The 15,329-nt window shown below is 70.6% G+C and carries 10 protein-coding genes and 1 pseudogene; 2 read left to right on the top strand and 9 right to left on the bottom strand.

Going from position 1 to position 15,329, the window contains the following annotated elements; all coding sequences use genetic code 11:
• Positions 1 to 47: 47 nt before the first annotated feature.
• Positions 48 to 2,423, top strand: a complete 2,376-nt coding sequence (locus AC2XR2_RS37355; RefSeq protein WP_491517483.1) for a Tex family protein — start codon at positions 48 to 50, stop codon at positions 2,421 to 2,423.
• 55 nt (positions 2,424 to 2,478) lie between these two features.
• Here AC2XR2_RS37355 and AC2XR2_RS37350 read toward each other — a convergent pair whose 3' ends face one another.
• From AC2XR2_RS37350 to AC2XR2_RS37330, 5 genes are all read right to left on the bottom strand, one after another.
• Positions 2,479 to 4,122 carry an ABC-F family ATP-binding cassette domain-containing protein gene (locus AC2XR2_RS37350; RefSeq protein WP_491517482.1) on the bottom strand — a complete coding sequence of 548 codons (1,644 nt, stop codon included), beginning with the start codon at positions 4,120 to 4,122 and terminating at the stop codon, positions 2,479 to 2,481.
• Between the two features lie 48 nt (positions 4,123 to 4,170).
• A complete protein-coding gene (locus AC2XR2_RS37345) occupies positions 4,171 to 5,193 on the bottom strand; it encodes an oxidoreductase (RefSeq protein ID WP_381296577.1) in 1,023 nt (340 codons plus the stop codon).
• A 213-nt stretch (positions 5,194 to 5,406) separates the two neighbouring features.
• Positions 5,407 to 7,107, bottom strand: a complete 1,701-nt coding sequence (locus AC2XR2_RS37340; protein WP_491517481.1) for a BCCT family transporter — start codon at positions 7,105 to 7,107, stop codon at positions 5,407 to 5,409.
• Positions 7,108 to 7,195: 88 nt separating this feature from the next.
• Entirely contained in the window at positions 7,196 to 8,434 is a 1,239-nt protein-coding gene (locus tag AC2XR2_RS37335) for a M14 family metallopeptidase (protein ID WP_491517480.1), read from the bottom strand.
• Positions 8,431 to 10,413, bottom strand: a complete 1,983-nt coding sequence (locus AC2XR2_RS37330; RefSeq protein ID WP_491517479.1) for a Xaa-Pro dipeptidyl-peptidase — start codon at positions 10,411 to 10,413, stop codon at positions 8,431 to 8,433. Before AC2XR2_RS37330 ends, AC2XR2_RS37335 begins: the two co-directional genes overlap by 4 nt.
• Before the next feature lie 161 nt (positions 10,414 to 10,574).
• On the opposite strand from AC2XR2_RS37330, the gene AC2XR2_RS37325 reads away from it, so the two are divergent.
• Positions 10,575 to 12,068 (top strand): M1 family metallopeptidase, encoded by a 1,494-nt coding sequence (locus AC2XR2_RS37325; RefSeq protein ID WP_491517478.1) that lies wholly within the window; start codon positions 10,575 to 10,577, stop codon positions 12,066 to 12,068.
• Positions 12,069 to 12,091: 23 nt separating this feature from the next.
• Here AC2XR2_RS37325 and AC2XR2_RS37320 read toward each other — a convergent pair whose 3' ends face one another.
• From AC2XR2_RS37320 to AC2XR2_RS37305, 4 genes and pseudogenes are all read right to left on the bottom strand, one after another.
• On the bottom strand, positions 12,092 to 12,778 hold the full coding sequence (locus AC2XR2_RS37320) for a DUF6766 family protein (protein ID WP_491517477.1): 687 nt from the start codon (positions 12,776 to 12,778) through the stop codon (positions 12,092 to 12,094).
• Positions 12,779 to 12,864: 86 nt separating this feature from the next.
• The gene (locus AC2XR2_RS37315) at positions 12,865 to 13,284 is read right to left on the bottom strand and encodes a hypothetical protein (RefSeq protein ID WP_491517476.1); all 420 of its coding nucleotides are present in this window, start codon (positions 13,282 to 13,284) and stop codon (positions 12,865 to 12,867) included.
• 17 nt (positions 13,285 to 13,301) lie between these two features.
• Positions 13,302 to 13,713 (bottom strand): annotated as a pseudogene (locus AC2XR2_RS37310) (macro domain-containing protein).
• A 39-nt stretch (positions 13,714 to 13,752) separates the two neighbouring features.
• Positions 13,753 to 15,228, bottom strand: a complete 1,476-nt coding sequence (locus AC2XR2_RS37305; protein WP_491517475.1) for an amino acid permease — start codon at positions 15,226 to 15,228, stop codon at positions 13,753 to 13,755.
• Positions 15,229 to 15,329: the final 101 nt, after the last annotated feature.

The following is a 15,329-nucleotide window of genomic DNA, read 5'->3' as shown; positions in this document are numbered from 1 at the left end:
CCTGCCACAATTGCCGCGCAACCTCAGTGAGAAGGCGGTACGGGATCGTGACGACACCCGGGTCCAGCGGGTCCACCCACCCAGGGTCCATCGAAGGCAGGATCGCCGAGGAGCTCGGCGTAAAGGAGCGGCAGGTCAAGGCGGCCGTGGAACTGCTCGACGGCGGTTCCACGGTTCCCTTCATCGCCCGCTACCGCAAGGAAGCGACCGAGATGCTCGACGACGCGCAGCTGCGCACGCTCGAGGAGCGGTTGCGGTATCTGCGGGAGCTGGAGGAGCGGCGGACCGCGATCCTCGACTCGGTGCGCGAGCAGGGAAAGCTCACCGACGAGCTGGAGGCGCAGATCCGGGGCGCGGAGACCAAGGCCCGCCTCGAGGACATCTATCTGCCCTTCAAGCCGAAGCGCCGCACCAAGGCGCAGATCGCCCGCGAGGCCGGTCTGGAGCCGCTCGCCGAGGGGCTGCTGGGCGACCCGGGTGTCGCGCCGCTCGCCGCGGCCGCCGCGTTCGTCGACGCCGACAAGGGCGTGCCGGACGCGCAGGCCGCGCTCGACGGCGCCCGCGCGATCCTCACCGAGCGGTTCTCCGAGGACGCCGACCTGATCGGCGAGCTGCGCGAGCGCATGTGGGTGCGCGGCCGGCTGGCGGCGAAGGTGCGGGAGGGCAAGGAGGAGGCGGGTGCCAAGTTCGCCGACTACTTCGACTTCGCCGAGCCCTTCACGGACCTGCCCTCGCACCGGATCCTGGCGATGCTGCGCGGTGAGAAGGAGGAGGTCCTCGACCTCGTCCTGGAGCCCGAGGAGCCGTCCGAGCAGCCCGGTCCGTCCTCGTACGAGGGCGTCATCGCCTCCAGGTTCGGGATCGCGGACCGTGGCCGCCCCGGCGACAAGTGGCTGACGGACACGGTCCGCTGGGCCTGGCGGACCCGCATCCTCGTGCACCTCGGCATCGACCTCAGGCTCAGGCTGCGGACGGCCGCCGAGGACGAGGCGGTCAACGTCTTCGCGGCGAACCTGCGCGACCTGCTGCTCGCCGCCCCGGCGGGCACGCGCGCGACGCTGGGTCTGGACCCCGGCTTCCGTACGGGCGTGAAGGTCGCCGTGGTCGACGCGACCGGCAAGGTCGTCGCCACCGACGTCATCCACCCGCACGTCCCGGCCAACCGGTGGGACGAGGCGATCGCCAAGCTGGCCCGCCTCGCCAAGGAGCACGCGGTCGAGCTGATCGCGATCGGCAACGGCACGGCGTCCCGCGAGACCGACAAGCTCGCCGGTGAACTCATCGCCAAGCATCCGGAGCTGAAGCTCACCAAGGTGATGGTGTCCGAGGCCGGCGCGTCCGTGTACTCGGCCTCCGCGTTCGCCTCGCAGGAGCTGCCCGACATGGACGTGTCGCTGCGCGGCGCGGTCTCCATCGCGCGCCGGCTCCAGGACCCGCTCGCCGAGCTGGTGAAGATCGACCCGAAGTCGATCGGGGTCGGCCAGTACCAGCACGACCTGTCCGAGGTGAAGCTGTCGCGCTCGCTGGACGCGGTGGTCGAGGACTGTGTGAACGGCGTGGGGGTCGACGTCAACACCGCGTCCGCTCCCCTGCTCGCCCGGGTCTCCGGGATCACCTCCGGGCTCGCCGAGAACATCGTGTCGCACCGGGATGCCAACGGCCCGTTCACGTCGCGCACCGAGCTGAAGAAGGTGGCCCGGCTGGGCCCCAAGGCGTACGAGCAGTGCGCGGGGTTCCTGCGGATCCGCGGCGGGGACGACCCGCTGGACTCCTCCAGCGTGCACCCCGAGGCGTACCCGGTGGTGCGGCGGATGGTGAAGACCGCGGGGCAGGAGGTGGCCTCCCTCATCGGCAACACCGGTGTGCTGCGCTCGCTCCGCCCGCAGGACTTCGTGGACGAGACGTTCGGTCTGCCGACCGTGACCGACATCCTGAAGGAGCTGGAGAAGCCGGGGCGTGACCCTCGGCCCGCCTTCAAGACGGCGACCTTCAAGGAGGGCGTCGAGAAGATCTCCGACCTGGTCGCCGGGATGGTGCTGGAGGGGGTCGTGACGAACGTGGCGGCGTTCGGGGCGTTCATCGACGTCGGTGTCCACCAGGACGGGCTGGCGCATGTCTCCGCGCTGTCGAAGACGTACGTCAAGGATCCTCGGGATGTGGTGAAGCCCGGGGACATCGTCAAGGTGAAGGTGCTGGAGGTCGATATTCCGCGGAAGCGGATCTCGTTGACGCTGCGGCTGGATGACGAGTCCGCTCCGCAAGGGGGTGGCGGTGAGCGTCGGCAGCGGGGTGGGCGGCCGCCTCATCAGCGGCAGCAGCAGCCGCGTCAGCAGCGGTCTGCTGCGCCTGCTCCGGCCAACAGTGCGATGGCTGACGCTCTGCGCAAGGCCGGATTGCTGGATTCCAAGAAAAAGGGGCGGTAGCGGTTGTGGGGGCTGCGCGGGTCCGTTGTGGCTGGTCGCGCAGTTCCCCGCGCCCCTAGGGAGTCTCAGTCACCTTGCCTGAAGAGACCTCCAGTCTCCTGGTCACCCTCACCGCGTCCAGCATTCTTCGGTCGTGGGTGACCAGGAGCAGGGTTCCCTCGTAGGCGTCCAGCGCCGACTCCAGCTGTTCGATCGCCGGTAGGTCCAGGTGGTTGGTCGGTTCGTCCAGGACCAGGAGGTTGACGCCTCTGCCCTGGAGCAGGGCCAGGGCCGCCCTCGTGCGCTCGCCCGGTGACAGGGTCGCCGCCGAGCGCATGACGTGGTCGGACTTCAGGCCGAACTTGGCCAGGAGGGTGCGGACCTCCACCGGTTCGGTGTCGGGGACGGCCGCGCCGAAGGCGTCCAGGAGGGACTCCTCGCCGTGGAACAGCTTGCGGGCCTGGTCGACCTCGCCGATCAGGACGCCTGAGCCGAGGGAGGACTGGCCGGCGGTCAGGGGGACGCGGCCCAGGAGGGCGCCGAGGAGGGTGGACTTGCCGGCGCCGTTCGCGCCGGTCACTGCCACCCGGTCCGCCCAGTCGATCTGGAGGGACACCGGGCCGAGCACGAAGTCGCCCTGGCGCACCTCGGCGTCCCGCAGCGTGGCGACCACCGCTCCGGAGCGCGGGGCCGACGCGATCTCCATGCGCAGTTCCCACTCCTTGCGCGGCTCCTCGACGACGTCGAGGCGTTCGATCATGCGCTGGGTCTGGCGGGCCTTCGCGGCCTGCTTCTCGCTGGCCTCGCTGCGGAACTTGCGGCCGATCTTGTCGTTGTCGTTGCTCGCCTTGCGGCGCGCGTTCTTGACGCCCTTGTCCATCCAGGAGCGCTGCATCTGCGCCCGGTCCTGGAGGGCCGCCCGCTTGTCGGCGTACTCCTCGTAGTCGTCCCGGGCGTGCCGGCGGGCGACCTCGCGTTCCTCCAGGTAGGCCTCGTAGCCGCCGCCGTAGAGGGTGATCTGCTGCTGGGCCAGGTCAAGTTCGAGGACCTTGGTGACCGTGCGGGTGAGGAACTCGCGGTCGTGGCTGACCACGACGGTGCCGGCGCGCAGGCCCTTCACGAACCGCTCCAGGCGCTCCAGGCCGTCCAGGTCCAGGTCGTTGGTCGGTTCGTCGAGGAGGAAGACGTCGTAGCGGGAGAGCAGCAGGGAGGCGAGGCCGGCGCGGGCCGCCTGGCCGCCCGAGAGGGAGGTCATCGGCTGGTCCAGGTCGACCGCGAGGCCGAGCGAGTCGGCGACCTCCTCGGCGCGTTCGTCGAGGTCGGCGCCGCCGAGGTCGAGCCAGCGCTCCAGGCTGGTGGCGTACGCGTCGTCCGCGCCCGGAGCCCCGTCGACCAGGGCCTGGGTCGCGTCGTCCATCACGCGCTGGGCCTCGGCGACCCCGGTGCGGCGGGCGAGGAACGCACGGACCGTCTCGCCCGGGCGCCGCTCCGGCTCCTGCGGGAGGTGTCCGACGGTGGCCGTGGGCGGGGAGAGCCTGAGCTCCCCCTCCTCCGGGGCGAGCAGGCCCGCGAGCATCCTGAGCAGCGTGGACTTGCCCGCGCCGTTGGCCCCGACCAGGCCGATCACGTCTCCGGGCGCGACGACGAGGTCGAGCCCGCTGAACAGGCAGCGGTCGCCGTGGCCGGCGGCGAGGTTCTTGGCGACGAGGGTGGCAGTCATCAGACCGCCGATCCTAGTGGCCGCAGGGACCGGTCGGCGCTCGGGTTTTCAGCGGGCCATCGCCTCCACCAGGACGCTTCCCGAGGTCCGCGCCACGACGAACGACTCTCCCTTCACCGCCTTGGCGTCCAGGGCGATCCGGTGCCGGCCCGCCTCCAGGACGCCGTCGAAGACCTCCTGGGCGTGGGTGCGGTAGAGGCGGTCGAGGCGGTACGCCGTCAGGCGCACCCGGCACGGTGAGGTGACCTCGACGCCCGCCTCGCCGTCGGCGGCGACCAGGCGGGTCAGCCGGCGCTGTTCGGTGGGGCTGCGATCCAGGGCGTGCTCTATCTGGGCCACGAGCAGCGGGATGATCGGGGCGAGGCCGTCGACGTAGGCCACGTCGACGCCGGCGCGGTCGAAGGAGTGGCGTACGGCGGCACGTTCCTCCTCGCTGATCGCGCGTCCGAAGGCGACGGCGCCGTAGCCGCGCAGTTCGTCGGCGGGGACACCGCCCACGCTCTGGGTGATGTCGGCGCCGATGCCGATGGTGCGCAGGGCGGCGGCCAGTTTGGCGAGGACGGCGACGCGGGCGCCGATCAGCAGGACGCGGCGGCGGGCCCGGTGGGTCTCCTCCTGGAGGAGGGAGTCCAGTGCCGCGCGGTATTCGGCGCCCTGGAAGCGGAAGGGGCCGATGCCGTGGTAGCCGTTGAGGCGGAGGTCCACGGCGTCCTCGGTCTGCCAGGCGAAGTCCCGCCAGATGAAGTCGTCGCCGTCCCGCTCGATGACGGCGGTGACGGCCCCGCAGGCGAGGTCCTCGCACTCGGGGCAGCCGTAGATGACGTAACGGCCGCCCGGAAGCGGGGCGTCCGTCTCGCCCAGGAGGCTGCGGACCTGGGCGGTGAAGATCGCGGGCGGGACGTCGGAGGCGAGGGGGGAGACGGCGTCGAGGTCGGAGAGTTGGAAGAGGAGCGGGCGGCTGTCGACGATGAAGTCCACGAAGTCCCGGTGTATCTGGAAGTCACCGTTGGCGAGGACTCCACCGGCACGCATCGCCGGTGCCAGGCCGAAGGTCGCGTAGGCGGCAGACATGGTGTGAGTATTCCCGGCTTTGGGGCGGTCTGCGCACGGCATGGGGCATTCCGCTAAGGCCGGGCGACCGGATCGCCCGACGTGCGGGGGGACTTGGGCGGGCGGCCCGTCGCGGGCGGCGTACGCGTGGTCGAAGGGGGACCGCGGGGAGGGGGCCTGACAGCGGTGCGAGGAGGGGGCGGTCCGCGCGCCTCCTCCTCGCATCCGCCGTGCTCAGGCGTGGTCGTGGCCCAGCGGGTCGCCCTCCGTCTCGGTGCCGGGGCCGGGGCCGATCTGGATGCCGAAGTCGCCGTCGTACTTGCGGTGGCCCTCGATCACGGCGAGTTCGACGGCCTCGGAGCCCATCTCGCCGCGCACGATGACCGGGTCGCGCCGCAGGTCGCGCATGAGGGCGACGCACATCCCGATCATCACGAGGACGAAGGGCGCGGCGGCCAGGATGGTGAGGTTCTGCAGACCGGTGAGCGCGTCGCCCTGACCGCTGCCGACGAGCAGCATGATGGCGGCGACCGCTCCGGTGACCACGCCCCAGAACACGACGACGAAACGACCGGGTTCGAGGGCGCCCTTCTGGGAGAGCGTGCCCATCACGATGGACGCGGCGTCGGCGCCCGACACGAAGAAGATGCCGACCAGGATCATCACCAGCAGGCTGGTGGCGGTGGCGATGGGGAACTCCTGGAGCACGCCGAAGAGCTGGCCCTCGGGGGTCGACTCGCCGCCGAGCGCGCCGCCCTCCTTCAGCTTCATGGCCGTACCGCCGAAGATCGCGAACCAGATCAGGCTGACCGTGCTGGGCACGAGGATGACTCCGCCGACGAACTGGCGGATGGTGCGGCCGCGGCTGATGCGGGCGATGAACATGCCCACGAAGGGCGTCCAGGAGATCCACCAGGCCCAGTAGAAGACGGTCCAGCTGCCCAGCCAGTCCGCGACGCCCTTGCCGCCGCTCGCCTCGGTGCGGCCGGCCAGCTGGGGAAGGTCGCCGAGGTAGGAGAAGACCGAGGTGGGCAGCAGGTCGAGGACGATGATGGTGGGGCCCGCGATGAACACGAACACCGCGAGGATCAGGGCGAGCACCATGTTGGTGTTGGACAGCCACTGGATGCCGCGCTCGATGCCGGAGACGGCCGAGAGCACGAAGGCCAGGGTCAGCACCGCGATGATCGCGACGAGCAGGCCGGTGCTCACGTCGTCCATCCAGTCCAGCTCCTGGAAGCCGGAGCCGATCTGGAGGGCGCCGAGGCCGAGGGAGGCCGCGGAGCCGAAGACGGTGGCGATGATCGCGAGGATGTCGATCACCCGGCCGGCGGCGCCGTTCGCGTGCTTCTCCCCGATGAGCGGGGTGAAGACGGCGCTGATGGTCTGGCGCCGGCGCTTGCGGAAGGTGCTGTAGGCGATGCCGAGGCCGACCACCGCGTAGATGGCCCACGGGTGCAGGGTCCAGTGGAAGAGGGTGGTGGCCATCGCCGTCTCCATGCGGTCGCCGGAGTTGGCGGGATTCGTGCCCGGGGGCGGGGTCGTGTAGTGCGAGAGGGGCTCGCTCACGCCGTAGAACATCAGGCCGATGCCCATGCCGGCGCTGAACATCATGGCGACCCAGGACACCGTCTTGAACTCGGGTTCCTCGCCCTCGGCGCCCAGGTGGATGCGGCCGTAGCGGCTCATCGCGAGCCACAGGGCGAACACCACGAAGCACGAGGCGGCCAGCATGAAGGCCCAGCCGCCGTTGTGGATCAGCCCGTTGAGCATGGTGGTGGAGACGTCCTCCAGGGAGTCCGTCGCCGCCCAGCCCCAGATCACGAAGGCCAGGGTGATGGCGGCGGTGACTCCGAACACCACTCGGTCGGTCTGGTGGCCGAGAACGCCCGAGGGACCTTCCCGGCCACCTCTCTTCTTCAGGTCTTCAGTCATCTGCGGCACCTTCCCCTGGAGCGGTGGGTACGCCGGTTTTCACACACTTCCCCAGGACCTACCACAGGTGCCGCAGATCAGACCCCATTCAGCAACCGGTGTCGGGCTCCCCGGCCGCGAGGTGGTACGGCGCGCGTGCGTCCAGGAGCAGCGGGACGAGGGCGCGCAGGGGCTGCTTCAGGGAGACGTACGTTCCCCGCGTGCGCACCCCGTGCAGGGCGAGTTCGTCCTTCACCTCCGTGTACTGGGCCTGGGTGAGCCGGTAGCCGCAGGGCGGGTCCTGGATCACCTCGGCCGGTTCGGGCGGGTCGTTGTCGGCGCCGCCGAGGTAGACGGGGCCGGTCCCCGTGGTGTGGCGGGCCCCCGCGGTGGCCGCCTCGATCTGTCGGCGGCGGTCGTCGGTGTAGGTGAACAGGCCTTTCAGAGCGGCCAGTTGGGAGTCCACCCGGCGCCGGTTGTTGCTCGCTTCGTCCGTGTCCGTCAGGGGTTCGACCCTGCTCTCGATCAGCAGTCCGATCGCGTGCTTGACGCCGGACATGTTGCGCAGGATGCGCTCCTGGCCGTCACCGGCGACCTGTCTGATCGGGTCGCCGGTGACGGGGTCGGTCCAGATTCCGTACGTCCCGGTCGTGTACCCGGCGTCCTGCGCGGCGGGGCGCACGTACGCCCGGGACAGGGTCTCGGCCTCGTCGTGGACGGCCCGGTCGGTGTTGAGGTTGCGGGGCCAGAGGTCGAAGAGGTCCTTGTCGTAGTAGCGCGGGGTGGCCGAGTACTCGTGCAGGTCGTAGATCACGTCCGGCCGCCGGTCCCGGACGACCTGCGCCATGGCGCGGGCCTCGGCCGTGGCCAGGGCGAGGTGGTCGCGGTTGACGTCGACGCCGTCGCCGTTGCCCCGGGTGTCGGCGGCCCGGCCGTCCGGGTTGGCGGTGGGCACGACCAGCACGGTGGTGCGGTCCAGGAAGCGCCGGGTCCGGGAGTCCTCGGCGTACGCCAGGTCGCGGACCGTGCTGAGACAGGCCTCGCGGCCGGAGGGCTCGTCGCCGTGCTGGCTGCACACGAGGAGCACCTTGTTCGGGGCGTGGCGGGCACCGACCTGGACGAGGTGGAGGGGACGGCCCTGTTTCGTCGTACCGATGCGGGTGAGGACGGCCCGGTCGCTCCGGTCGACCCGGGTGAGGAAGTCCAGTTCCTCGGCCTCGCTCGTCCAGCGGGCGCCCTGCGTGGTCTCGAACCCGGTGCGGGGCGGGGCCCCGGCCGCGTGGGCCGGGGCGGCGAGCACGGCGGCGAGCAGGGCCGCCGCGCCCGCGGTGGTGACGGTCCGCCTCATCCGCCCTCCGGAACCCGGTGGGCCGTGCGCGGAGCCCGGACGCCGTCGAGCGCTCCGGCCTCTTCCGCTACGGCGGTCCCGGCGCCCTTCGTCGCGTGCGCGAACGCGGCGGCGCCGCCGACCAGCGGGACGCGGGCCGAGGTGCGGGCCAGGTCGATCGTCAGGGTGGGCCTGGTGGACGGCGGGTCGATGAGGTCCTTGTCGGTGCCCGCGACAATCAGGGCGAGACGGTGGCCCGCCGGGACGACGTGGTCGGTGGCGCCCAGGTCGAGGGTGATGGTGTAGGCCTTGCCCGGGGTGAGCGGGACGCCCTTCTTGTCCGAGGCGTGGTTGCCGAGGTCGGCCCAGCCGCGGCTGACCACCGTGTGGTCGACGGCGGCGGTCCTGGCCCGCGTCTCCTTGAAGCAGGCGCTGTCGCCGGTGGTGCTCAGGCCCCAGCAGGTGCGGTCGGCCAGGGTGCTGATGCCTTCCCCGCTCGCCGCGTAGTCGCGGATGGTGTCGGGGCCCAGGTCCACGAGTACGGCGGAGAGATGGGCGGTTGACGTGGTCGGGGTCGCGGTGACGGTCACCTTCGAGGCGCCGGACAGCCGGAGGTCCTTGGTGAGGGTGCCGGTGGTGAAGCCCGCCTTGTCGGGGGTCGGGGTGTCGATCCGCGCGGCCCAGTCGGTCTCGCTCAGCGCCGGATCGTCGGTGACGGTCTCGGTGCCCCTGGCCCTGGTCAGGCCGAGGGTGCCGACACCCGGTCCGGTGCCCTTCGCGGGGCGCAGGGTGGCCGCGGACGTGCCGCGCGGGGGCCAGGTCGTGGAGGTGACCCACTGGTCCGGGTGGCGCTCGATGTCGGCCATGGGCTCGCGGTCGATGCCGTTGTCGTAGCCGAGGAGTTCGTGGTCGAACCAGCGGTGCAGGGTGTCGACCCACTGCGCACGGCGGAAGTCGAAGGGGTCGACGTGGCCGGTCTGGGAGAGCCAGATCTTGCGCTCGACGCCGTTCTTCGCGAGGGCGTCCCACCACGGACCGACGTGCTGGAGACGGACGTTGAGGTCCTGCATGCCGTGCACGAGGAAGACGCTGGCCTTGACCCTCTTCGCGTCCTTCACGTAGTCGCGCTCGGTCCACAGGGGCGTCCAGTCACCGGTGCGGGGTGCCTGGTCGACGAGCTTCTGCTGGACGGCGGCGCACTTGGCGCGGGCGTCGGGGCTGTCGACGTAGTTCGAGAGCCAGTCGGGGCCGGAGTCGTAGAGCGGGGCGCCCTTGGAGAAGTAGTAGTCGTACCAGGTGGAGATGGCGCTGATCGGGACGATGGTCCTCAGGCCCTCGACGCCGGTGGCGGCCACGCCGTTGGCGATGGTGCCGTCCCAGCTCTTGCCGATCATGCCGGTCCTGCCGTTGGTCCAGCCGGCCTTGGTCTTCTGGGTGCCCGTGCGGCTCGTGTAGGCGGTGGCCCGGCCGTTGAGCCAGTCGACGACGGCCTTGGCGGACTGGATGTCGGAGCGGCCGCCGACGTCCACACAGCCGTCGGAGCGGTTGGTTCCGGCCAAGTCGACGCCGACGAAGGCGTAGCCGCGGGGCACGAAGTAGTTGTCGTAGAAGAGCGGCATCTGGACGACGTCGCCGTTCGCGTCGTACGTCTTCAGCTGGCTCTCGTTGCCGCGCCCGCAGCAGGAGTAGTACGGGCTGGCGTCCATGATGACCGGGACCTTGCGGCCCTGCTGGGCGGGTTCGCGGGGCCGCACGATGTCGACGGCGACGCGGTCGGTCCTCCCGTCCCCGTCGCCGTCGAGCCGGGTGTCCACCCAGACGGCCTCGCGGACGGCGTTCTCGTACGAGTAGACGGGTTGGCTCACCCGCGTCTTCTGCGGGACCGCCTGAGGCTGTGCCTGTGCGGTCGCGGGGGCGAGGAAGGTCGCCAGCAGGGCGGCGGTGGCCGCGGCGGCGGTCGCTAGCGGTCTCCAGATCGTGAAGCGCGTGCTTATCGACATGCGCGGACGGTACTGCGGTCAACTCCCGTACAAAAGAGGGCCCCTTGAGACCATGTCGGCCGAATGGCGATCGTGTGACAGGTGCGCTCGTGGACACATCCAGCTCACAGGTGGTGAATAGGCTGCGAACAGACTTCGGCCCCCCACGACTTGGAGTTCTCGTGCACCGCAGACTGATCGCACCGGGCGCACTCGCGGCGGCCTCCCTGATGCTGGCGATCCCGGCGTCGGCGGCGAGCTCGTCCCCCGGCGCACCGGGCATCGGCGACCCCTACTACCCGGACTACGGCAACGGCGGATACGACGTCTCCCACTACGACCTGCGGCTCAAGTACCAGCCCGCGACGGACGAGTTGGAGGGCACGGCGACCCTCCTCGCGCGCACGACCCAGGATCTGTCCCGGTTCGATCTGGACTTCCTGCTCGACGTGAACGAGGTGCGGGTCAACGGCGTGAAGGCGTCCTTCACCACGTCGGGCGAGCACGAGCTGGAGATCACGCCCAAGTCGCCGCCGGCCAAGGGAACTTCCCTCACGGTCGTCGTCCGCTACAGCGGAGTGCCCTCGTCGAGGCAGGCGTACGGCTTCACCAGCTGGCACCGCACTCCGGACGGCGGGGTCGGGGCGAACGAGCCCGAGGCGGCCTGGTGGTGGTTCCCGAGCAACGACCACCCGCTCGACAAGGCCACCTACGACGTGTCGGTCCTGGTGCCGGACGGCAGCCAGGCCATCTCCAACGGCACGCTCCAGTCGACGAGTTCACGCCTCGGCTGGACCCGCTGGAACTGGCGCTCCGACAAGCCGCAGGCCACGTATCTCGCGACGCTGGCCGTCGGAAAGTTCGACCTCACGACCGGGACGACCGACGGCGGCATTCCGGTCGTCAACGCCTACAGCAAGGACCTCGGGGCGAACTACGGTGCCGCGCGGGCCAGCGTCGAGCGGACCGGGGAGATCGCCGACTGGCTGAGCTCGTACTTCGGGCCGTATCCCTTCGACGCGCTCGGCGGGTACGTCCCGAACACCACCACCGGGTACGCGCTGGAGACCCAGACCCGGCCCTTCTACAGCCCGCGCCAGTTCGCGAACGGGTCCAACACCTCCGTGGTCGTGCACGAGTTGGCCCACCAGTGGTACGGCGACCTGGTGTCGGTGCGCGGCTGGAAGGACATCTGGATCAACGAAGGCTTCGCGCGGTACGCGCAGTGGCTGTGGTCCGAGCACGAGGACGAGGGCACGGCACAGGAACTCGCCGACTACGTCTACGCCTCGCACCCGGCGGACGACGCGTTCTGGACCGTGCGGCCGGGTGATCCCGGGCCGGAGAACCAGTTCGACATCGCGGTCTACGACCGGGGCGCGCTGGCCCTCCAGGCGTTGCGGAGCGAGATCGGCGACGAGGCGTTCTTCGCGGTGCTGAAGGGGTGGCCGCGGAAACACGCGTACGGCAACGCGTCGGTGGCCGACTTCCAGAGGTACGCCGAGGAGGTGTCGGGGCGGCCGCTCGCCGCGCTGTTCGACACGTGGCTGTTCCAGCCGTCGAAGCCGGGGGCGCCCGCGGCTCGGGGCGCGTCGATCGCGAGGGTCGGGAAGGCTCCCGCACAGCCGAAGTCGTGGAAGCGGATCGCGGCCACGAACGGGGTGCACGCCGGCTAGACAGGGCTCAGGGGGGCGGCGGTCTATCCCTCGATCCCGGTCGAGGTGTGGGCCGCCCCGACCGGTTTGGACTCCGGTGAGCCGCGCTGTCGTAGGTATACGGAGAGGATGGCCATGGAGGCCACGGCGAGGAGTTCGGACTGCCAGTTCTGGAGGGTGCGGCTCCAGAAGTCCGCGGAGCCGATGTAGTTGCCCCAGCTCATGGGGGCCTGGAGCTGCCGTAGTTGCTCCTCGTTGTAGGCGGCGACTCCGCTGATCGACTGGGCCAGCCAGGAGAGGGCGAAGATGGTGCCCACGACCAGGCCGAGGGAGCGGGAGTAGAACGCCTGCCGCAGTCTCCCCACGCCGACCCAGCGTGGGGAGTCCCGGTGGGCGTACGCGCCGACCTGCTGATCCCGGTCGGACTCCGTGCCGGCCTTGTGCATCTCCTTCGACTCGGGCGAGCCGCGTTGCAGGAGCCAGACGGTCGCGGTGATGTAGAGGAAGAACTGGAGGTACTCCGACTGCCAGTTCTCCGTCACGTCGACGGCGAAGTCGGAGGACATGAGGTACTCGCCGAAGCCGACCTGGGCGAGTCCTTCGGTGGTGAGCTGGTTGTTGAAGTCCGCGTAGCCCGCGATCGCCTGGCCGGCGAGGGCCAGCAGGAATCCGATGCCGAAGGCCAGGCCGAGGCCGTTGTCGCGCAGGAAGCCGCGGGTGCGTGTGGTCATCGGTGCATCAGCCCCAGGACGGTGAAGTAGACGAGGCCGCTGAGGACGACGACCAGGCAGAGCGTGAACATGGTCCGCATGTGCCGTCAGCCTCCCTTGATCGTGCACTGGTACGGGCGGCCCGGCTCGGGGGTGCAGCCGGCGGCGACGACCTTCCAGCCGTCGGGGAACAGGGAGAGGAAGAGGGTGTCCGCGTCGAGGACGACACGGGCCTGCCGGCCGTAGACGTCCACGTGGTGGGGGGTGCCGCCGAGGGGGAGGTCCTGGGAGGTGATCGCCTGGGCGCAGCTCTCCTTCGCGGACTCCTCCAGTTCGCCGCGGGTTTCGGGGGCGAGCGCTTCGCAGAGGCCGGCCGGGTCGTGGGCGCGCAGGAGCCGCTCGAATCCGGTGGCGGCGGTCTCGGCGTCGGACCGGCGCTCACCGACGCTGCCACAGCCGGAGAGGACCAGTCCGAGCAGGGCCAGGGCCAGGAATGTCAGCACACCGATCCACCGCGTCTTCCTCACCCGGCCCGGGTACCCGATTACTCCCGATTCAAGAGGCGGGGGATGCGGGCGAGGAGGGCGCGGGCGTGAGCGGCGGGGGTTCTCGCCGACACCGGCACATCGATGATCAGCGGCTCGACGCGGGACCACTTGCCTCCGGCGAGTCCGCATGCCGCTCGGCTGGGTGGGGCTGACCCCTCCGCCATGGGTCCTCCCGTCGAGGGCGGCCGCAGGCAGACGGTGGCTGGTCGCGCAGTTCCCCGCGCCCCTTCAGGGCGCGTCCCTTGCCGCAGGTCGACATGTCCCCTCCGGCTCGGGCCACCGGCGGGACACCGCCACCACGAAGCCCTTTCCCCAGCCCCCGATGTCGTTGCACACGTGCGCGATCAGCTTGACGCCCTTCGCGGACGGGGCCGTGGCGTCTCCTCGGATGTACGTGATCTCCCCCATGACGCCACCGTAGAGGGCGGCACTGACAACGGCCCCCGCTCAGTGCGTGAGGTCGGTCGGTCGGCCGTCTGTCGTCGTGGCCACCCTGTGGCGGACCCCGAACCAGCCCGCCACCAGGAGGGCTCCGATCAGAGGGATGAGGAGGAGGGTCTTGCGGCCCACCTCCGGGTCGTTCCACATCATGGCGAGGCAGGCCAGGAGGAAGGTGATCGTGGTGATCTCGGTGGCCGGGCTGAAGGGGAGGCGGAAGGTGGGGCGGGTGAGGAGGCCCGCGCGGGCGCGGCGGACGAAGACCAGGTGGCAGACCATGATGATCACCCACGTGCTGATGACGCCGAGGGACGCGATGTTCAGCACGATCTCGAAGGCCTGGCTCGGCACGAGGTAGTTGAGGCCGACGCCCAGCACGCACACCGCGCAGGTGAGCAGGATGCCGCCGTACGGCACCTGGCTGCGGTTCATCCGAGCCGTGAACCTCGGCGCCGAGCCCGCCGCGGCCATGGAGCGCAGGATGCGGCCCGTGGAGTAGAGCCCGGAGTTCAGGGAGGACATCGCCGCCGTGAGGACCACCAGGTTCATCACGTCGCCCGCCGCCGGGACGCCGACCTTGGAGAGGACGGTGACGAAGGGACTCTCGTCGGCCGAGTACAGCGAGGCCGGGAGCAGCAGGGCCAGGAGGACGACCGAGCCGACGTAGAAGAGGCCCACCCGCCACATGATCGAGTTCACCGCGCGCGGGACGACCTTCTCCGGGTGCGCCGTCTCGCCCGCCGCGACACCGACCAGTTCCAGCGCGGCGTACGCGAAGATCACACCCTGCATGACGAGGACGACCGGCATGAGGCCGTGCGGGAGGACACCGCCGCTGTCGGTGATCACGCTCGCGCCGGGCGTCCGTCCGCCCACCTCGTGCCGGGTGGCGAGCAGGAAGACGCCGATCAGCATGAACCCCACGAGCGTGGCGACCTTGATGATCGCGAACCAGAACTCCATCTCGCCGAAGATCTTCACCGAGATCAGGTTCACGGCCAGCACCACCGCGAGGGCGACGAGCGCGAGCGTCCACTGCGGGATGTCGGTGAACAGGCTCCAGTAGTGCGTGTAGAGCGCGATCGCCGTGATGTCGGCGATGCCGGTCGTCGACCAGTTCAGGAAGTACATCCACCCGGCGACGTACGCGCCCTTCTCGCCGAGGAACTCCCGCGCGTACGACACGAAGGAGCCCGAGGAGGGGCGGTACAGGACCAGCTCGCCCAGGGCGCGGACGACGAAGAAGGCGAAGACGCCGCACACCAGGTACGCCAGCGCCAGCGCCGGGCCCGCGGTGTGGAGGCGTCCGCCGGCGCCCAGGAAGAGGCCGGTGCCGATCGCGCCGCCGATGGCGATCATGTTGACGTGGCGGGACTTGAGGTCCTTGCTGTAGCCGGCGTCTCCCGCGTCCGCGGGCACCCGCGCCGCCTGGGTGCGGGCGGTACTGACGGTGGCCTGGGCCGATTGCGCGGCGTCCTTGCTCACAGGTGGGTCCACTCTCTGGTGCGCCCCGGGGGTGTCGCCCGGGGTCTTCGGACGTGCGTCGGCCCGTACCTCCTGGTGCAGGCACAGGCCGAGGAGTCGCC

The organism is Streptomyces sp. LS-MS-L19 (assembly GCF_058382285.1).
This window is presented reverse-complemented; position numbering and strand designations above follow the sequence as displayed.

Bases quoted from the DNA above. Each gene is read 5' to 3' on its own strand.
- AC2XR2_RS37350 (WP_491517482.1), bottom strand. From the start codon at position 4,122: ATGACTGCCACCCTCGTCGCCAAGAACCTCGCCGCCGGCCACGGCGAC.
- AC2XR2_RS37345 (WP_381296577.1), bottom strand. From the start codon at position 5,193: ATGTCTGCCGCCTACGCGACCTTCGGCCTGGCACCGGCGATGCGTGCC.
- AC2XR2_RS37340 (WP_491517481.1), bottom strand. From the start codon at position 7,107: ATGACTGAAGACCTGAAGAAGAGAGGTGGCCGGGAAGGTCCCTCGGGC.
- AC2XR2_RS37335 (WP_491517480.1), bottom strand. From the start codon at position 8,434: ATGAGGCGGACCGTCACCACCGCGGGCGCGGCGGCCCTGCTCGCCGCC.
- AC2XR2_RS37330 (WP_491517479.1), bottom strand. From the start codon at position 10,413: ATGTCGATAAGCACGCGCTTCACGATCTGGAGACCGCTAGCGACCGCC.
- AC2XR2_RS37320 (WP_491517477.1), bottom strand. From the start codon at position 12,778: ATGACCACACGCACCCGCGGCTTCCTGCGCGACAACGGCCTCGGCCTG.